General features: G+C 51.3%; 18 protein-coding genes and 1 tRNA gene. 9 read left to right on the forward strand and 10 right to left on the reverse strand.

What is annotated here, in order from left to right:
• Positions 1–7: 7 nt before the first annotated feature.
• Positions 8–253 carry an acyl carrier protein gene (locus O3276_RS22640; protein ID WP_269673330.1) on the forward strand — a complete coding sequence of 82 codons (246 nt, stop codon included), beginning with the start codon at positions 8–10 and terminating at the stop codon, positions 251–253.
• Between the two features lie 36 nt (positions 254–289).
• Positions 290–1,216: a hypothetical protein gene (locus tag O3276_RS22645; RefSeq protein ID WP_269673331.1), complete on the forward strand. Its 927-nt coding sequence runs from the start codon at positions 290–292 to the stop codon at positions 1,214–1,216.
• Between the two features lie 9 nt (positions 1,217–1,225).
• Here O3276_RS22645 and rimI read toward each other — a convergent pair whose 3' ends face one another.
• From rimI to hemA, 8 genes are all read right to left on the reverse strand, one after another.
• Positions 1,226–1,657 carry a ribosomal protein S18-alanine N-acetyltransferase gene (gene rimI, locus O3276_RS22650; protein WP_269673332.1) on the reverse strand — a complete coding sequence of 144 codons (432 nt, stop codon included), beginning with the start codon at positions 1,655–1,657 and terminating at the stop codon, positions 1,226–1,228.
• 60 nt (positions 1,658–1,717) lie between these two features.
• Positions 1,718–2,650, reverse strand: coding sequence for a uracil-DNA glycosylase family protein (locus tag O3276_RS22655; protein WP_269673333.1), 933 nt, complete (start codon positions 2,648–2,650; stop codon positions 1,718–1,720).
• A gap of 123 nt (positions 2,651–2,773) precedes the next feature.
• The gene (locus O3276_RS22660) at positions 2,774–4,327 is read right to left on the reverse strand and encodes a 2-isopropylmalate synthase (protein WP_269673334.1); all 1,554 of its coding nucleotides are present in this window, start codon (positions 4,325–4,327) and stop codon (positions 2,774–2,776) included.
• Positions 4,328–4,758: 431 nt separating this feature from the next.
• On the reverse strand, positions 4,759–5,781 hold the full coding sequence (gene hemH / locus O3276_RS22665) for a ferrochelatase (RefSeq protein ID WP_269673335.1): 1,023 nt from the start codon (positions 5,779–5,781) through the stop codon (positions 4,759–4,761).
• A 197-nt stretch (positions 5,782–5,978) separates the two neighbouring features.
• A complete protein-coding gene (nhaA, locus tag O3276_RS22670) occupies positions 5,979–7,154 on the reverse strand; it encodes a Na+/H+ antiporter NhaA (protein WP_269673336.1) in 1,176 nt (391 codons plus the stop codon).
• Positions 7,155–7,363: 209 nt separating this feature from the next.
• On the reverse strand, positions 7,364–8,227 hold the full coding sequence (prmC, locus tag O3276_RS22675) for a peptide chain release factor N(5)-glutamine methyltransferase (RefSeq protein ID WP_269673337.1): 864 nt from the start codon (positions 8,225–8,227) through the stop codon (positions 7,364–7,366).
• Between the two features lie 3 nt (positions 8,228–8,230).
• Positions 8,231–9,316 (reverse strand): peptide chain release factor 1, encoded by a 1,086-nt coding sequence (gene prfA / locus O3276_RS22680; RefSeq protein WP_269673338.1) that lies wholly within the window; start codon positions 9,314–9,316, stop codon positions 8,231–8,233.
• A 45-nt stretch (positions 9,317–9,361) separates the two neighbouring features.
• The gene (hemA, locus tag O3276_RS22685) at positions 9,362–10,666 is read right to left on the reverse strand and encodes a glutamyl-tRNA reductase (RefSeq protein WP_269673339.1); all 1,305 of its coding nucleotides are present in this window, start codon (positions 10,664–10,666) and stop codon (positions 9,362–9,364) included.
• A 414-nt stretch (positions 10,667–11,080) separates the two neighbouring features.
• Between hemA and O3276_RS22690 the strand changes: the two genes are divergently transcribed.
• The 5 genes from O3276_RS22690 (at position 11,081) to O3276_RS22710 (ending at position 15,927) form a co-directional block, all read left to right on the forward strand.
• Positions 11,081–12,910 (forward strand): tetratricopeptide repeat protein, encoded by a 1,830-nt coding sequence (locus O3276_RS22690; protein WP_269673340.1) that lies wholly within the window; start codon positions 11,081–11,083, stop codon positions 12,908–12,910.
• A gap of 86 nt (positions 12,911–12,996) precedes the next feature.
• The gene (lolB, locus tag O3276_RS22695; RefSeq protein ID WP_269673341.1) at positions 12,997–13,620 is read left to right on the forward strand and encodes a lipoprotein insertase outer membrane protein LolB; all 624 of its coding nucleotides are present in this window, start codon (positions 12,997–12,999) and stop codon (positions 13,618–13,620) included.
• A gap of 92 nt (positions 13,621–13,712) precedes the next feature.
• Entirely contained in the window at positions 13,713–14,681 is a 969-nt protein-coding gene (ispE, locus tag O3276_RS22700; RefSeq protein ID WP_269673342.1) for a 4-(cytidine 5'-diphospho)-2-C-methyl-D-erythritol kinase, read from the forward strand.
• Between the two features lie 85 nt (positions 14,682–14,766).
• Positions 14,767–14,841: transfer RNA gene (locus O3276_RS22705), tRNA-Gln, on the forward strand.
• 144 nt (positions 14,842–14,985) lie between these two features.
• On the forward strand, positions 14,986–15,927 hold the full coding sequence (locus O3276_RS22710) for a ribose-phosphate pyrophosphokinase (protein ID WP_101744808.1): 942 nt from the start codon (positions 14,986–14,988) through the stop codon (positions 15,925–15,927).
• Between the two features lie 112 nt (positions 15,928–16,039).
• On the opposite strand, the gene O3276_RS22715 is transcribed toward O3276_RS22710, so the two are convergent.
• On the reverse strand, positions 16,040–16,501 hold the full coding sequence (locus tag O3276_RS22715) for a hypothetical protein (RefSeq protein ID WP_269673343.1): 462 nt from the start codon (positions 16,499–16,501) through the stop codon (positions 16,040–16,042).
• 389 nt (positions 16,502–16,890) lie between these two features.
• Here O3276_RS22715 and O3276_RS22720 point away from each other — a divergent pair, with 389 nt between their 5' ends.
• Both O3276_RS22720 and pth read left to right on the forward strand, forming a co-directional pair.
• The gene (locus tag O3276_RS22720) at positions 16,891–17,502 is read left to right on the forward strand and encodes a 50S ribosomal protein L25/general stress protein Ctc (RefSeq protein WP_269673344.1); all 612 of its coding nucleotides are present in this window, start codon (positions 16,891–16,893) and stop codon (positions 17,500–17,502) included.
• A 15-nt stretch (positions 17,503–17,517) separates the two neighbouring features.
• Positions 17,518–18,132, forward strand: a complete 615-nt coding sequence (gene pth / locus O3276_RS22725; RefSeq protein WP_269673345.1) for an aminoacyl-tRNA hydrolase — start codon at positions 17,518–17,520, stop codon at positions 18,130–18,132.
• A gap of 20 nt (positions 18,133–18,152) precedes the next feature.
• Here the strand turns inward: pth and O3276_RS22730 are convergent, their stop codons facing one another.
• The gene (locus O3276_RS22730) at positions 18,153–19,154 is read right to left on the reverse strand and encodes a D-alanine--D-alanine ligase family protein (protein ID WP_269673346.1); all 1,002 of its coding nucleotides are present in this window, start codon (positions 19,152–19,154) and stop codon (positions 18,153–18,155) included.
• Positions 19,155–19,167: the final 13 nt, after the last annotated feature.

Raw genomic sequence — 19,167 nt, forward strand, 5'->3', positions numbered from 1 at the left:
GCTTAGTGTGGCTATTTTGGCAACCATCAGTGAAATCATCCGTGATATTCTGGACGAAGAGAGCCTGGAGATAACAGAGCAAACACAGCGCAATGCCCTTGAAGGTTGGGATTCCATGGCCCAGATTCAGATCGTCTGCGCCATTGAAAAAGACCTCTCGATAAAATTTACCATGGATGAACTGGAGCAGCTGAATCAAATGGAGAGTGTTGGGGATATGATTTCTCTGGTTTCCGGTAAAACCTCTGCATAGCAACAATCAAGAACCTATTAGTAGTAACAATCTCTTATGGCACTTGTGGAACTTCTTAAATCCATAAAAACGGATATTTACGGGCAATATGCCCAGGCAGCTGATCTTGAGCATATCGTTCAGGATTATGTGAAATTTGTCCGGCAAGTGATGAAAGGGCGTTCTTATAATGTATGTCCGCCGGAAATGACATTCTGGCTGGAAGAGGTTGAAACCCGATACGATATTCCTACCCTGAAGTTGTTACGCAAGCTCACGCTTTTAGAACTGATGACCATTAGTGTGGGCGTTGTTCAGCAACACGGCATGGGTCAACACCTCCCAAAATCTACGATAGAAGCCGTCAAAAACTGGTTTCAGGATTTGTGCCGCCGTATTCAGGAAGCTGGCGATCCTGATTTTGTTAATAATGATCTTTTTCATAAAGACCTGGCCATCGCTGCGCTGAATATGTGGCCCAGCAACTTCATTTGCCATTATGAGCCTCGTCCGCTGCCGCGACGGTCTATTTTCTCCTGTGGTGTCAGTCATATAGTCAGCGCTGCTCAACTGCTTATCCGTCTGGGGAATAGCTCCCGGAATATGTATGAAGTTCACGTGGAAGACCGACGTCTGACGCCTCATTTTCTGCAGGATGGCTGGAGAGACTTTTATCTGGAGCTTGCCGAACGAATAGAGCTGGAATCCGGAGTTGGTGGTATTTTCGGGAAGGCCTGGTTCTGGGATGCCAGCATGAAAGAACATTCACCCCGGATGAGCTATCTGCGGGACCTGCCGGAGGCTGGAGGGGCGCTGTTTTTCCCGGCACGTGGCGTTCTTGATGGCGATCATATTGCCCTGGACAACCCCCGGCGTCGACGGTTATACGAAGCAGGGCAATACATACCCACGGAAAGCATCATGATCTGGACCAGAGAGAAGCTTCTGGATTGGGCCCGTCGTGAGCGGGCAAAAAATGGATGAACGCGGGTATTAAAGCCTGTGGATTTCCATGGCCATAACAATGGCATCTTCCCGATGGTTGCCCATGGGGTAGTAGTTTTTCCTGATGCCGATCTCGCTGAAGCCTTCATGAAGATAAAGGTTGAAAGCTTTGATATTGGAGCGACGGACTTCAAGCAGAATGGTGTTGCAGCCAGACTGTCCTGCTTTCTGGAGCATGTGTTGCAATAGCTGCCGACCAATACCTCGCCGTTGAAAAGATTGGTCCACCGTCAGAATCAGAATGCTGGCTTCGCCGGCTACCGTCATCATGACGCAGTGTCCCACAATTCTGCCATCAAGCACTGCCAGTTCGCAGGTATAGCCGGAGGTCAGGCTGTCGGAAAAGTGTGCTTTTCGCCAGGGGTGTTCTGCTGACTGTTGCTCCACGGCAGTGACCTGTTCCAGGTCGCTTTTCAGCATGGGGCGAAACGTGAGTGAGGGTTGTGTCATGGTTGATGATTTATCTGAATCATTTGATCTTCAGGCATTGCCCTGTGTGTCTGGTGTTTTGGTGAGTAGCGGAGCCAGATCCTGCCATGCTTCCCTTTTGAGGATGGACTGTTTCATCAGTTCATTCAGTCCATGGGTTACAGCAAACCACTGGCCTGTATGAGTGCCCTGCTGGATGCCGCGTAACTGCTCAAAATCTTTTTCCGGGTCCATAACAAACCTGGCTGCTGACTGGCCAAATAACAGAATCACCTTTCTGCGGGAAAAGCCGTATTGGTTGCTCAGATAAGCGCATACGGCATCGGCAGCGGCGTAGTCATCCTGGCTTAGTTGGCTCAGCAGGCCCCGGCTTTCGTTCATGGGCCAGACAAATTCACGAATGGTCTGTGAGCCCTCCGGGTTGAGCTTGAGTGCTCTGAGAATGTCATCTAAAAGGCGTTGATGGTAGCGGCTGAATTGGTTGAGCCCGGAGTGTGGCATTTCGGCCACCACAAGGCAGTCATCGCTGACGGGTTTTATCACCAGACGGAATTTGCTGACGGAGCCTGACAGCTGTTTTACAGGCTCTGGTGAAGGTTGAACGTCCTGTTTGATGTCCTCAACAGGTTTGGACGGGGTAATAAATTGCCCAAGGATATCTGCTGGCTTGGTCGGCGAGTATCCTGTCTGGGGCTGCTCTCTGGCAACCTGCTGGTTAAATGCTGAGCTGATTTCAGTGCCAGAAACAGCCTGAGTTGACTCTGCTTCGGCAAGTGCCCGGGCGTCCTCTGCTATCCAGTCAAAAGGTCTGGCTGGTTGAGCATTGGTCAGTTGATATCTGGGAAACCAGGTCTGTATGCCCATGGCTCCCAAATAGTTCTGTCTGAGTTTTTCCCGGTGGGCAATCTGAATGTTTGCTGCTGAACTGTCGACAGCCTGATCACTGTTGGATGGTGAAGTGGGGTCAACGGTTTCGCCCTGCATGTCGGTTCTCAATGGTTGCCGCTATTTACGGTCGCTGCTCTCAAGGGTAAGAGCAGAAGGAAGATTAAAAAGCCAATAGTATCACTGAAAGATTCTGTTGGCATTTTAATCAAACCAAATTGATTAAACCGTTCCCCCGGTTTGTGGATTGGCTTTGGTGATATCGGCTTCCAGCAGGTTGAGGGCATGGATGTAGGCTTTGGCGGAAGCAATGACGATATCGGTGTCAGCCCCGGAGCCATTGACAATCTGCCCGTTTTTCTCAAGCCGAACAGAGACTTTACCCTGAGAGTCAGTACCTGTTGTAATGGCGCTGACGTTATACAGTGCCAGCCTGGCCCGGGAGTTGGCCAGCTTTTCAATGGCTTTGAATATGGCGTCAACAGGACCATCGCCGCTGCTGGAAACCGCCTGTTGTTTTCCGTTGATTGCCAGGGTGAGTGTTGCTTCCGGTGTTTTGCCAATTTTTGAGCTGGCATTCAGATCGATCAGTTTATATTTCTCCACCAGCTCACTGCTGCTGCGGGCATCACTCACCAGTGCCTGAAGGTCATCGTCGTAGATTTCCGATTTTTTATCCGCCAGAACCTTAAAACGCTGAAAGGCATCATTCAGATCGTCCTGGCTGCTGAACGATATGCCCAGTTCTTCCATTCGGGTTTTGAAGGCATTGCGACCAGACAGTTTACCAAGCACCAGCCGGTTAGTGTTCCAGCCGACATCTTCGGCAGACATGATTTCATAGGTTTCCCGGTGCTTCAGTACACCATCCTGATGGATGCCAGACTCGTGGGCAAAGGCATTGGCTCCCACGATGGCTTTGTTGGGTTGAACCGGGAAGCCGGTGATGGAGGAAACCAGTCGTGAAGCCGGTACAATCTGAGTGGTGTTAATACCGGTGGTTACTCCCAGACAATCCGACCGGGTTTTCAGGGCCATGACAATCTCTTCAAGCGAGGCATTGCCCGCTCTTTCCCCTAATCCATTGATGGTGCATTCAACCTGACGTGCCCCGTTCACAACGGCAGACAGTGAGTTGGCTACAGCCAGGCCAAGGTCATTGTGGCAGTGAACGGAGAAGATGGCTTTATCAGCGTTTGGGATACGTTCCATCAGGGTTTTGATGGTTTCTCCAAACTGGTGTGGCAGGGCGTAGCCAACGGTATCCGGAATATTGATGGTTCTGGCACCGGCATCAATGGCTGCTTCAATGATACGGCACAAAAAATCTATTTCGGAACGGCCGGCGTCTTCGCAGGAAAACTCAACATCGTCAATGTGGTTTCTGGCCCGCTTGATGGCAAATATGGCCTGTTTGATCACATCGTCCGGGTTCATGCACAATTTGTGCTGCATGTGGATGGGAGAGGTGGCAATAAAGGTATGAATCCGCCCCCGTCTGGCTGGTTTCAGGGCTCCGGCGGCCCGGTCAATATCTTTTTCCAGTGCCCTGGAGAGGCTGCATACCGTGCTTTCCGTGATATTAGCGGCAATGGCTTTGACGGCTTCAAAGTCACCGGGGCTGGCCATGGCGAAACCGGCTTCAATAACATCTACCCGCAATTTTTCCAGGGTTCTGGCTATGCGTAATTTTTCATCACGGGTCATGGCTGCGCCGGGGCTTTGCTCGCCATCGCGCAGGGTGGTATCAAAAATCACAATTTGATTGTTGTTCATGGTGTATCCCTTGCCTTTGCTGTCCGAAAGGCTGGTCAATTTCTTATTGGCTATGCTGCTGTTACTTGTTTTGTGTGCGCAGCAAACTTATCTGGCAAGTCCGCTTTATCAGTGGTCTTGCGGTTTGGCCATCAAGGCCGGGTAGTTGGGGAGATAGTAATTAATATGCCCTAAGGCAGCAGTAGAAGTAGCAGGCGAGCAGGAGCGAAGAAAGTTTCAGGCAGGAGAAGAACTCCCTCTTGGTAAGAAGTCTTATTATTACTTTTTAAATCAACGTACAGTCTTTGCCAGTTTATCACGCTACTCATTGCGCCCTTCTCTTGAGGGAAATACGTAGATCGGCCAGGTAGTTGTACTATAAAGGCAGAGTTTGCAGGATACAAGATGGATATGGGGTGGTGGGCATGTTTCATGCCCACTCATTTTTATCATCAATGAGTCAGAGGGTGTTCTGACCATTGCTTCAACAGGTCAATCCAGGCTGGATGATCATTCAGGCAGGGAATGAGTTCCAATGATTCACCCCCGGCTTTAATAAACTCCTCTTTGGCCCCTATGCCGATTTCTTCCAGTGTCTCCAGGCAGTCAGAAACAAAAGAAGGGCAGATAACCAGTACTTTTCTGGCTCCTTGATCCGCCAGTTGCTTAAGAACATCCAGAGTATTTGGCTCCAGCCACTTGGCTTTTCCCAGTCGGGACTGGAAGCCAACGCTGTATTTATCGATCGGGACGCCTGCTTTTTCAACAAAGGCCTCTGTTGTCTGATATACCTGATGTCGATAGCAGGTTTTGTGAGCAATGGAGGTTTTCTGGCAGCAGCTTTTATCTTTCAGGCAGTGGTTGCCGGTTGGGTCATCTTTTGTAATGTGGCGCTCTGGTACGCCATGGTAGCTGAACACCAGGTGATCAAACTCTTTTTCCAGCCAGGGCTTTGCACTTTCGACCAGCGCCTCAATGTAGCCATCGTGATCATAGAACACCGGGTGGACGCGAAGTGGCAGGGTGATGCCCATTTCCTGCATCAGGCTTTTGGCCCGTTCAATCACGGTTTTTACCGATGACATGGCGTAGTGTGGGTAGAGTGGGAACAGCAGGATCTCTTCAATGTCCGGTTGCTTTGCCAGATTGCGCAGAGCCTCTGCCATATCCGGTTTGCCGTAGCGCATGGCCAGCTCAATCGGGATGCTGGTGCGCTCTCTGAGCTGTTCCGCGCACTTTTCACTGTTGACAATGAGTGGTGAGCCCTGCTCAGTCCAGATGGCGCTGTAAGCTTCAGCGGATTTTGCCGGACGTGAAGGTAAGATAAAAAGGCTGAGGATAAGCCTGCGAATCACCCATGGCAGGTCAATCACATGCTTGTCCATCAAAAACTCATTGAGATAGTTTCGAACATCTTCAACAGATGTGCTGTCCGGTGACCCCAGATTAACCAGCAAAACGCCTCTGTTTTCCATGGGCTAAAGAGCTCTCTATGATTTGTCAGAAGTACCGCCAATTCCTTTTCATTGTTCAGGCCGAGCCGTATGGGTGGAGTACTTCCGGATTGATTAATTGACAGCGAGTTTAACAGCTTTGCAGAGACTTTGGTGAGAATGGTGTCATTTCTTGTTGGTTGAGAGTTCCGGCCTCTGTTCAGAGGCCGGAAACAGGCTCAGGCCTGTTTGCGTCCGGCCCAGTAAAGAGTGATAAAGCCAAAGACAGCGGAGAGTATGGAGCCAGCCAGTACGCCGATGCGATCTGATACCAGGTAGTCGGTATTCACGTTTTCAAAGGCCAGTGAGCCAATAAACAGACTCATGGTAAAACCAATACCGCAGAGTATAGAGAGGCCGTACATCTGGAGCCAGCTGGTTCCGGTGGGCAGTTTGGCCAGTCCGGATTTAACCGCCAGCCAACAGAAGCTGAATACGCCAATCTGTTTGCCCAGGAAGAGGCCAGCCACAATCCCCAGGGGAATTGGGGTGAACAGGCTTTTGATCTGTTCGGCATTCAGTTCAAGTCCGGCGTTGGCAAAGGCAAAAATAGGCAAAATGACATAATGAACACTGCTGTGCAGGTTGTGTTGCAGGGCTTTCAGCGGTGATCGACCTCTGCGGTCAACGGTTTTCAATGGAATGGTAAATGCCAGCAGTACGCCAGCCAGCGTAGCGTGAACGCCTGACTTAAGCACGCAGATCCAGAGCAGTACGCCGACAACCATGTAAGGTCCGATCCTGGTAACATCCCTGTGGTTGAAGAAAGCCAGGATTGCCAGTAAGGCAGAGGCAATGCCCATGGACATCAGGGATAGCTCTTCTGTGTAGAAAATGGCAATGATAATGATGGCACCAAGATCGTCAATGATGGCCAGGGCCAGAAGGAATGTCATCAGTGATGCGGGTGCGCGTTTACCGAGTAAGGCAAGAATGCCTACGGCAAAAGCAATGTCAGTGGCGGCGGGGATTGCCCAGCCTTTAATGGCAATAGGGTCTGAGTGGTTAAAGGCAACATAGAAGAGTGCTGGTACCAGCATTCCGCCGATGGCACCAATGCCTGGTAGCATAACCTGGGCCGGAGTACTGAGCTCCCCTGCAAGCACTTCCCGTTTGACTTCGAGGCCGATCAAAAGGAAGAAAACGGCCATCAGGCCATCATTAATCCACAGCAGCAGTGGTTTGTGGATGTCCAGGGGGCCTGCAGTAAAACGGATGGGGGTTGATAGCAGTAAGTCATAATACTCTGCAAAAAACGTATTTGCAGCGAGCATCGCCAGTGCTGAGGCGATAAAAAGCAGTACGCCAATGGCGTAATCCTGCTGTAAGAAGCTATGAAATCGTCTGGCAAACATGTTTTCTCCGGGAGCCCGCTAATCGCCTGTGGCCCATCTATTATACCAGTCTGTCTGCAAGAATTTCGTGCCTGCTTTTGTCTGAAAACTTCACATTGGCGTAGCGGGCAAAAAATGGCACTCAGTTTATTTGCACTGAATGCCGCTTGGTATTACGGGCTATTACTTATGGCGGCAGTACGGAGTAAGCCTGTAGGGTTATTGGTAGTTCAGGCCGCAGGTTTGCGGGCAAGGGTTACGCGGTCATGACCGGCCAGGTCGGTTTCTGTGCGAATTTGTGTGAAGCCTGCCCGGGAAAGGATTGTCTGGACGGGGCTGCCCTGGTCATAGCCGTGTTCTAACAGGAGCCATCCCCCGGGCTTCAGGCTTTGCAGTGAGTGTTCGGCAATAACACGAATATCGTCCAGTCCATCCACTCCAGAGACCAGCGCTGACAGGGGTTCATAGCGAACGTCTCCCTGTTTCAGGTGCGGGTCATTGCTGCAAATGTAGGGGGGGTTGCTGACGATCATATCCATTGAGCCTTCAGCCAGTGGTGAACACCATGAGCCCTCAATAAATACGGTATTCCGGATATCGTTGATCACTGCATTTTCTGCCGCAACAGCCAGGGCGTCCGGGCTTTTGTCGATAGCGGTGACTTCCCAGTCCGGTCGTTCCCTGGCCAGGGCAAGGGCTATTGCGCCGGTACCGGTTCCCAGGTCGGCCACTTTCATTGTTGATTCGGTGTTTTGATCCGGCGTGCTATCTAAGCCAAGTGCCAGCTCAACCAGTAGTTCGGTGTCTGGCCTTGGGATCAGGGTGGCTTCGGTAACTTTTAACTGCAAGCTCCAAAACTCCCGTTGCCCGGTCAGATAGGCTATGGGATGTCCTGCTTTTCGTTGATCGATAAGCTTTACCAACTGAGCCATCTGTTCACTGGTCAGAAGCGCTTCAGGCCAGGTGAAAAAATAACTGCGTGGCTTGTGGAGAACATGTGCCAGCAGCAGTTCTGCATCAAGCCGGGGAGTAGGGCTGGCAGAAAGCATGCGGGATGCTTCTGCCAGAGCGGTGTCAATTCGGACGCTGCTCATGACTTATTCGCCAGCCAGACTGGCCAATAGCTCAGCCTGATGCTCCTGCAGCAGAGGGTCAATAACCGGGTCCAGTTCACCTTCCACGATTTCCGGCAATTTATAGAGAGTAAGGTTGATACGATGGTCGGTAACCCGCCCCTGGGGATAGTTATAGGTACGAATACGCTCAGAACGGTCACCGCTGCCCACCAGGCTTTTCCGGGTGTCACTGATCTCTTTCGCGGCAGCGGCATCCTGGGCATCCTGGAGTTTGGCCGCCAGCCAGGTCATGGCTTTGGCCTTGTTTTTGTGCTGTGAGCGCTCATCCTGGCATTCAACCACAATGCCGCTTGGCAGGTGGGTGATACGAATGGCTGAGTCGGTGGTGTTGACGTGCTGACCACCGGCACCTGATGAGCGGTAGGTATCGATGCGCAGGTCTTCCTTACGGATCTCAATCGCCTGTTGTTCATCGGGCTCCGGCATCACGGCAACGGTGCAGGCAGAGGTATGGATTCTGCCCTGGGATTCAGTCTCAGGAACCCGCTGTACGCGATGGGCTCCCGACTCAAACTTCATTCGACCGTAGACGTCGCTGCCAATAACACGGGTGATTATCTCTTTGTAGCCGCCGTGTTCACCGTCGCTGGCACTGATTACCTCAATTCGCCAGCCGCGTTTTTCCGCGTACCTTGAGTACATTCTGAACAGGTCGCCGGCGAAAATGGCCGCTTCATCGCCGCCTGTGCCGGCACGGATTTCCAGGAAGGTGTTCAGGCCGTCCCTTGGGTCTTTGGGTAACAGCAGCACTTCAAGATTCTGTTCCATTGCTGGCAGTTGTTGTTCGCAACTGGCCAGTTCCTCGCGGGCCAGTTCCGTCATGTCCGGGTCACCTTCTGCCATCATGGCTTCGGCTTCGGCTTTGTCGCTGAGTAACTGGTCATACTCTCTGTAGGCTTTAACCACCGGTTCCAGTTCAGCGTATTCCTGGGAGAGCTTGCGGAACTGATCCTGGTTACCAATAACCCCGGGGTCACTCAACAGTGCGGAAAGCTCTTCGAAGCGCTCACCGAGGTTTTCCAGTTTGACGAGAATGGACTCTTTCATGATGTCTGTAAAAGGTATCTATATAAGGGTGGATTCAGAATGCCATCAGGCATCCTGAGTTGAATCGGATTGACGACTGGGGCTCAGGCCCAGCAGTTTCTCGGCCCACTCCAGCTTTTCATGCTGCCCTTTTGCGGCAGCGTTTTTCAGCTGGACGCTGGGGTGGTGCATCAGTTTGTTGGTCAGCGAGCGGGCAAATTGCTGCAGTACTTCTTCCGGATTGACGCCCCTGGCCAGCCATTGCAGTGCTTTCTCAAGCTCCAGGTCTCTGATCGCTTCGGTGCTCTGGCGATAGTTGCGTAACAGGCTAACGGCATCCAGCGCACGCAGGCGGGTCATGAATTCAAAGGTATCGGCCTCAATCATGCGTTCAGCCTGTTGGGCCGCATTTTTGCGCTGTTGCAGATTGTCTTCAATTGCATCCTGCAAGTCATCCACTGTGTAGAGAAAAACATCAGCCAGATCACTGACCTCGGGTTCAATGTCCCGGGGAACCGCAATATCCACCATAAACATGGGTTTGTGTTTTCTCTGCTTCAGCGCCTTTTCAACCGTTCCTTTGCCGAGCACCGGTACCGGGCTGGCGGTGGAGCTGATAACAATATCGCTTTCATGGAGTATGTGCGGCAGGTCCGACAGCAGGACGGATTTTCCGCCAAACATGTCGGTCAAGCGCCGGGCTCGCTCCAAAGTACGGTTGGCCACGATGATATTGGCAACGCCCTGCTGGCACAGGTGTCGTGCGGTAAGTTCAATGGTCTCGCCGGCTCCGATCAGTAATGCTGTATTTTCGCTGAGGTCAGAAAAAATCTGCCTGGCCAGTCCGGTAGCGGCATAGGCAACGGATACCGGCTGCGCGTTGATAGCGGTTTCTGTGCGAATCTGTTTGGCCGTGGTGAAGCTGTGCTGAAACAATCGATTCAGGCCAGGGCCGGTGGTGTCGGCTTCCTGTGCGCTGGCGTATGCGGATTTTAGTTGTCCCAGAATCTGGGGTTCGCCAAGCACCATGGAGTCAAGCCCACAGGCAACCCGCATCAGGTGGCGGACCGCCTGTTCATCATGGAAGAGGTAGCTGTGCTCTGATAGTAATTTGCCGTTGGTCTGATGGTAACCGCTCAGCCAGTCAATCAGTTTGTCGTAGCACTGTCTGATTGTTTCGGCCCCGGAGCTGTGAATAGCACAGTAGATTTCGGTACGGTTGCAGGTAGACAGTATGGCAATTTCTTCAATACCAGTTTGGATTCTGGCGCTTTGCAGCGCATCGGACAGCTGCTCAGCAGAAAAGGCGACCTGTTCCCTCAATGTGATTGGTGCTGTCCTGTGATTGATACCGGCGGTAATATACCCCATCAGACCTCTGTTGCTGTCCAGGTTCACTGCTACTATAGATTGGCTGACATATCCGTACCCGGATTATGAGGCGTTCATTGCCATCTGGGCAGGGAGTTATGTCGCTCAATTGTTCATTTGAAAATGCTTTCAGAGGCGCACTCCCTGTTGAAGGGGGCGTGGCCTGTCATTTTCTGCTTAAGGCTTTCTTTCAGGAAAGCTCTTGATTGCTGGAGTGTTGTGCAAATCCTGCTTATGTTTTTTCTGGCTTATGACCATGTCCGATACTTCAATCGCAGTTATCAGGTTCACACTCAGGAGCGGGGCTGCTGGATTGATGGGTGTTTCGGCCGATCAATTCTGCAATGGAAAGCGTGTAACTGCAAACTCTCTTCACGTTTTTTAATGGAAATCAGGGGAAAGGGCATACCATCCATGATTAGAACGATTGCCGGGGCTGAATTATTCATCAACGGGGCTGAGGTTTTCAGAAAATATTGTAAAAAGTTGATGCTTGTTTTTGCTGTTTTCCTGGCGGGTTGTGCCAGTAAGAATGTTCAGCAAGTGGATCATAGCGCTGTAACTGCAACGAACGATCAATCACAGGTCGAGGCTGATGAGCCTGTTGCTCCTTTTGCCGCGGAGACGCTTTATGATTTGCTGGTGGCAGAGATTGGCGGCCAGCGTCAGCGTTATGATCTGGCGCTGGGCAATTATTTGAAACAGGCACACAAAACCAGAGATATTGGCGTAGCCCGGAGAGCCTACCAGGTTGCCGTTTATGTAGGGGCAAGACAGGCTGCGCTGGATGCTTCATTACTCTGGGTCGAACTGGAACCGGAAAACCCGGATGCACTGCATGGGGCTGCTCTTGAGCTGGTGTATGCCGGTCAGTATGACCGGGCCTTTGCCCGGATGAGTCAACAACTTTCTTTGGGGGGCAGCCCGGCCTTTGATGTGCTTGCCAGTGCCGCTGGCAACGAGCAGGGGCGGCTGCCTAAAGATAGCCAGCTTGAACTTATCCAACAGTTTGACCAATTGTCTCAGGCTTACCCGGATTACCCTGTGCTGAAGTTGGGTAGGGCTATTTTGCGTCAGCAGACCGGTGCGTTTGAATCGGCACTGACTCTGGCTAATGAGCTTCTGCGGCAGGATCGCGGGTTTGTCCCTGCCATGATGGTGAAAGGGCGGGCCTTACACAAATTGAAGCGGGATGCTGAAGCCGAAATTATGCTTGCTGACGCGATTCGGCGTCACCCGGAGAAAAACCGCCTGCGCTTGTTATATGGCAGAGTTCTTGTTCATGCCGGTAAGCTCGACCTGGCAAGGAAGCAGTTTGAAATTCTGCTTGAGAGGGCTCCCGGAGAGAGTGATATTGTCTTGTCTCTGGCGCTTATCACCTCAGAAAATGGTCTGGAGCAGGAAGCTGTCCAGTACTTTGAACAGCTGTTGGCCCTTGGTGAGCGGAACAATACAGCCCATTACTATCTTGGACGTTTGAGTGAGAAGCAAGAAAAATATTCTGCTGCCAAAGAACATTATCTTTCTGTAGGTTCCGGAAAGGAGTTTATGGCGGCTCAGGTGGCCCTGACTCAGATGTTGGTCGGGCAGAACAAACTGGAGGAGGCGCTGACCCATGTGGGGGAGGCAAGAAGCCGTCATCCTGCCCGGATGGAGTCGCTTTTCCTGTTGGAGGGAGAGCTTCTGGTTAATGATCGTCAGCTGGGCAAGGCGCTGATATTATTTGAGCGGGCGCTGAAAACAAGCCCTGAATCAGTCAATCTTCTCTATTCAAGAGCGATGGTTTATGAAAAGCTGGATGATTTGGAGGGGTTAGAGAAGGATCTGCGTTCTATTCTGGCGTTTGACCCTGACAATGCTGCGGCATTGAATGCTCTGGGCTATACCCTGGCTGATCGAACCGACCGGGTTAAAGAAGCGGAAGCGCTGATCTTGCAGGCTTATGATTTGAACAGCGAGGATCCGGCTATCCTGGACAGCATGGGGTGGGTGCAGTTTCGCCTCGGGAACCTGGATCAGGCAGAGAAGTATTTGAGAATGGCATACAGCCAGTTTCCTGATGCGGAGATCGCTGCTCACCTGGGTGAGGTGCTCTGGGAGAAAGGTGAGCAGGATTCTGCCAGGTCGCTATGGGCAGAAGCACTGCGGAAAAGCCCTGACAGTCAGATTTTAAAGGATACTATGGGGCGGCTCACAGGGGATGGTCCCAAGAGTCAGGCAGAAACAGTCAGTACTGCGCCGTGATTTTTTTAACAGTAAATGCCTCGCCGTCAGTGGTTTGAAGAAGATTTTGCGGTGCGTGCGCATAAAATAGCTTGGTGTATATGGGAATGGGTGTTGATAAGTGCTTTTCTGGTTTGAGAATTTTACTGGTTCTGAGTGTTTTCATCCTTGCCGGGTGTGCTTCCCGAGCGGTTGATTCGGGCAGGCAGGTCAGTGACGAAGAGAAAGAGCAGCGCTGGCAGAGGCACCAGGAGCGTTTGGGGTTGATTCAGGCCTGGGATATGACCGGACGTCTTAATATTAAGGTTCCGGGGCAATCCGGTACGATGTCGCTTGACTGGCAACAACAAGGTGATCAATACAGGTTGGTTCTGGATGGCCCCTTGGGTGCATCCATTGCCCGTATCTCAGGGGGGCGTCAGGGTGTGTCGGTCACTGCCTCGGATGAAACCCGTTATGGTCCGTCACCGGAGATGCTGCTGTACTCGCTGACCGGGTGGCAGTTTCCAGTCAGTAATTTAAGGTATTGGGTCAGAGGACTGCCAGCTCCTGGCAATGATGCCAGAATCCGGCTGAATAACCTTGGCTATCCGGACAAAATTGAACAGCAGGGCTGGGTGGTTGCTTACCAGCAATACGGATTGAGTGGCAGTCAGCGGTTACCTGTTCGTTTTGTTGTGAGCCGTGGGGATATTCGATTGACTCTGATGGTAAGTCGCTGGCAGCTTTAAAACTGCCGGTCAGTTATTGCTGATGTTTCTGTCGTGATGCTTTATTAGGTGTTTTGAGCCATTATGCAGGATGTTTTTTTGGAGTCTTCCTGATGCTGACAGAATTAGTATTGCCAGCCCCGGCCAAATTGAACCTGTTTCTGCATATCACTGGTCGCAGGCCTGATGGCTATCATAATTTGCAAACGCTTTTTCAGTTTCTGGATTTTGGTGATCAGCTGACTATCACCAGCAGTGATTCGGGTATTGAGCTGGTTACTGACCTTGAAGGAGTGGAGCATGAGGATAATCTGATTGTTAAGGCCGCCCGTCTTCTGCAACAGGAGACCGGTTGTCGTCTTGGTGCCAGGATTCATCTTGATAAACAGCTGCCCATGGGGGGCGGGCTTGGTGGTGGTAGTTCCAATGCCGCGACCGTTCTGTTGGGGCTTAATGCTTTATGGGGGCTGAGCCTTTCGATTGATCAGCTGGCGGCACTTGGGTTAAAACTGGGGGCCGATGTTCCGGTGTTTGTGCGCGGGCACAGCGCTTTTGCCGAAGGGGTGGGTGAAATTCTCACGTCAATCGAGCTTCAGGAGGCATGGTTTCTGGTTCTGGTTCCCAATGCCCGGGTGAATACCGCCGCGATGTATGGCCACAGTGAATTGACAAGAGATTCATTGCCGATTACAGTGCGCGACGTCCTAGAACGAGAGGGTGCGGCCCTTGATCAGGCTCCGGGTAACTATCAGGAGCAGCGTCACAGGCAACAGCGGCGAAACGATTTCGAGCCTCTGGTTCGTTCACTGTATCCCGAGGTTGATAAAACGCTCTCTCTGTTGGATAATCTCGCAGATTCAAGCATCGGGCGGGCCATGATGAGTGGTTCCGGGGCATCAGTATTTGCCCGGTTTGTCAGTCGTGAACAGGCGTTAACGGCACAGGCTGAACTGACTCACAGCGTCACTCGTCCTGAGGTTGCAGAGGATACATCAAAGCTACACAGCTTCGTGGCGCGCGGGATTAATCGTTCGCCCCTGCATACGGCTTTGCAGCAGGCAGGTTTTACGCTTACTGCGTAATCTGTTTGTTTATCGCTCAAGACTGTTTTGGTGTTAACTACGATAAATCGGCCTGGATTGTGCGCGGATTGATAAAGAGATTTACTGGGGTGTCGCCAAGCGGTAAGGCATCAGGTTTTGATCCTGACATGCGGGGGTTCGAATCCCTCCACCCCAGCCAATATTCTGTCCGTGTTCTCCGTCACAGCGAAAGTCGTCTCCTGTCATCTATTGATGCTGATTCTTCAGGCAGTGCCCTGCCTGAACCCTCTCTCGTTACTCGAATTTTCCACCTACGCCCAGTACCCAAGCAAGGTAATTTCCCGTGTCGAAAATGATGGTGTTTGCCGGCAGCTCAAATCCGGATTTGGTTCACAAAGTTGTCAATCACCTGCATATCCCACTTGGCAAGGCTTACGTTGGCCGTTTCAGTGATGGCGAGTGCGCCGTAGAAATTCAGGAAAATGTCCGTGGCCGGGATGTATTCATCATCCAGTCAACCTGTGCGCCGACCAATGATAACCTGATGGAGCTGCTGGTAATGGCGGATGCCATGCGTCGCTCTTCGGCGGTTCGTGTAACAGCCGTTCTGCCTTATTTTGGTTATGCCCGCCAGGATCGTCGCCCCCGTTCCAGTCGTGTACCGATCAGTGCCAAAGTGGTGGCGGATATGATTGCCGGTGTGGGTGTGGATCGTGTGCTGACGGTTGACCTGCATGCGGACCAGATTCAGGGCTTCTTCGATATCCCTGTGGATAACGTCTACGGTTCACCCATTCTTCTGGACGATATTGAGCGTCGTAATTACAGTGATGTGATGGTGGTTTCACCAGACCATGGGGGTGTCGTTCGTGCCCGTGCCGTGGCCAAGCGATTGAACTCTGACCTGGCTATTATCGATAAGCGCCGCCCAGAGGCCAACAAGAGTGAAGTCATGAATATCATCGGTGATGTGTCCGGGCGCACCTGTATTCTTGTTGACGATATGGTGGATACTGCCGGTACCCTGTGTCAGGCCGCTGCGGCCCTGAAAGAGAAGGGAGCAAAAGCCGTTTATGCTTACTGTACTCACCCGATCCTCTCTGGCCGTGCCCTGGAAAATGTTGCCAACTCCCAGCTGGATGAGCTGGTGGTGACCAACACCATTCCTCTGAGTCCGGCGGCCCAGGCGCTGGATAAGATCCGTCAGCTGGATATGTCGACTCTGCTGGCTGAGTCTGTTCGTCGTATCAGTAATGCTGAATCGATCAGTGCAATGTTTCAGTGATACTCGTTGGGATGGCAAATGGTGGTTGGAAATTGTATTTCCAACCACTGAACCTCAGTGTATCACCTGAAATTTCTGGAGGTATTGTTGGTAGGCAGGGTTGGATGTTATGTTACTGAGTTGAGCATACCCAGCTGGCATCATCTTGTAAGGATGCTTTTTTTTGACTCAGAAAAATTCCAGCCTGCTCCATTGTCTCATGTACCTTGTCAGCATGATGCGGATCTAACTCTTCTTTATTGAAATTGCTTATATTGAAGAGCGTGTGATAGAAAGTTTTATTATCTTGAAATTTAATTGATTCACAGGTACGTTGAAGAATCGAAATGCTCCTCAGTAGTGATTTTGGTGATTCATCTTGCTTTGCCTTATGTCTGTTTTTTTTGATTTTTTCGATGTTTTCCGAAACGAGAGTCTTGAATCTCTCAAATTCGTTGGGTCCTTTAAAGTGAGAAACCAGGTGTGAACCAAAGGAAATTAATGAAAATGTTTCATCCTGGCCTGTTTCTGACATATATGTGGTATTAAAATTCGGACTGATTCCGCAAGGGCAAGTACTGATACTGTAGGGCATGGCTTTTTTGCTCCTTTTTAATTAACTTAATTATCAGATGGACTTTTGGATATTGATGACAGTCATGGGCAGAATTCTTTGGGGCTCTTCTGAAATTTTGGATAACTGGGTTACCAATTTTCATTTGGAGAGAGTGTGGGGCTGTTAAGTTCCATAAACTCTTTAAAAAAACAGCTTTTTGATCTGAATAGTCCCTGCCCACAGCTGTCTGATTGCGCTGCAGTGCATCATGTTTTTCAGTAAATACCCAGTCCGGTGCGGGAAACATATTTTGCTTTTTTACGCCATGCCGGTATGATATCGCACCTTTGAATCCCTTTGGGGGGTTCTGTTTGAACAGCCTGACGCTGCCTGGTCGCAAGGTGGCGGCAGGTCTATTGGAGATTATCATGTCTGAAGCAATCGTTTTAAACGCAACAGCGCGTAAGGATATCGGGAAAGGTGCGAGCCGCCGCCTCCGTCGTGCTGACCTGGTGCCTGGTATCATCTACGGTGGCGAAGCTGAGCCGGTACAGATCACTCTGGAAGGTAAGGCCATCCGTAAGGTTCTGGAAGTTGAAGCTTTCTACTCTCAGGTTCTGACCCTGACAGTCGATGGCACCAAGCAGCAGGCTATCCTGAAGGACCTGCAGCGTCATCCGGCTAAAGAGTTCGCCATGCACATGGACTTCCTGCGTGTTGATGCGGACCATGAGATCACTACCAACGTTCCTCTGCACTTCATCAATGAAGAAGAGTGTGTTGGTGTGAAGGCGGGTGGTGCGATCGTACACAACCGTGTGGATCTGGAAATCAAGTGTCTGCCAGGTGATCTGCCAGAGTTCATCGAAGTTGACATGGCCAAGGTTGAAGTGGGCGGCCACGTTCACCTGAGCGACCTGACCATTCCTGCGGGCGTTGAAGTTATTGCTCACGGTCAGGATCTGGATATTGCCAGTGTTCAGGCTACTCGCGGTGGTTCTGACGAAGAAGCATCCGCTGAAGAAGCTGGCGAAGAGTAAGCAGAAGGAGGCGTTATGGCAAAATCTTCGGAGCTTTCACCCTCAAATGAGTCGATTCGACTGGTTGTGGGTCTGGGAAATCCCGGGGCACAGTACGAAGATACCCGCCATAATGCCGGCTTCTGGTACGTTGAGCAGTTAGCAAGAAGCCATGGTGCTATCTTGCAGCCAGAAAAGAAGTTTTTTGGCCTGACTGCCAGGGTGCTGATAGGCGGACAGGAAGTTCGCCTGCTCAATCCTGGCACCTTTATGAATCGAAGTGGTCAGGCTGTTGCTGCCATGGCGACTTTCTTTAAAATCCCTCCTGAATCTATCCTTGTGGTTCACGATGAGCTTGACCTGCCCGCTGGCGTTGGCCGCTTGAAGCAGGGTGGTGGCCATGGTGGTCATAACGGTCTCAGGGATATTATCTCTTCCCTTGGCAACAGTCGTGAGTTTTTACGGCTTCGGCTTGGCATCGGCCATCCCGGCAACAGCAAAGATGTGGTGAACTATGTGTTGACCAAACCATCGGTTGCAGAGCGGCAAAAGATTGATGCGGTTATTGATGAATCGATCCGGGTCACACCTGAAGCCTTGAATGGCAAACGATCCAAAGCGGTGCAGGAGTTGCATACGTTCTCTGCCTGAGAGTTTCCACTATTGCCTGCTTACTGACTTGACACATTCAATTCGGGAATTGGCCAGTAATCATTGCCATTAAACGGTTTCTCCTTTCTCAGCATGGCGTTGTCGACCAATCGGCAGATCAGTTCTTCAAACTCTATTCCGGCATGCCTTGCTCCATCGGGAAACAGGCTGGTGGGCGTCATTCCGGGAAGATTATTGATTTCAGCAAAGATTGGCTCTCCGTTTTCGGGAACCATAAAATCGGAGCGGCTGATATCCCTACAGCGAAGCAGTTGGTGTGCCTGCAGAGCGATCTCCTGAACTCTTTTTCGCTGATAATCCGTAATACGGGCGGGAATAACATGTTCACTCAAGCCCGGTGTGTAGCGATGGGTATAGTCATACCAGGCATTATCAGGCGTGATGATTTCTGTGGTTGGCAGCACCTGTGGGCTATCCAGCTCAAGTACCCCGGCGGTGACTTCTCTGCCATGAATAAATGTCTCCACCAATAGTTGTTCGTCTTTCTCAAAGCTGCTTCCAAGTCGTTCTTCCAGCTCTTGCTCGCCCCGGGCAAACTGAATGCCGATACCGGAGCCCTGGGCGAAGGGCTTGATAATCACCTTCTCCCCAAGGGCTTCCATGCATTGGCTGACGGACCGGTTTAGCGGGTCTGCCCGGGAAACGATACAGTCTTTTGCCATGGGGATGCCCGCAGCCTGTAAAATACGCTTGGTAGCGACTTTGTCCAGGGCGCAGGCACTACCCAGGACCGTTGAGCCAACGTAAGGGATGCCCATAATCTCAAGAAGCCCCTGCAGGCAGCCGTCCTCTCCCATGGGGCCGTGGGCGACGGGAAAAACGACATCGACCTGGTGTAGGGTCAGGTTGGCAGGCAGCATCTTGTCCAGCTCAAGAGTGACTACTTTCTGATAGTTTTTCTCCAGAGGCGGGCTGATGCGACCCGCAGAGAGTCTTGAAACACTGGCTTCAGGGGAAGGACCGCCACAAATGATTCCCACCGTAATACTTCTGTCTGGCATCTAGTGATCCACA

The organism is Endozoicomonas sp. GU-1, from assembly GCF_027366395.1.
Classification (GTDB): domain Bacteria; phylum Pseudomonadota; class Gammaproteobacteria; order Pseudomonadales; family Endozoicomonadaceae; genus Endozoicomonas.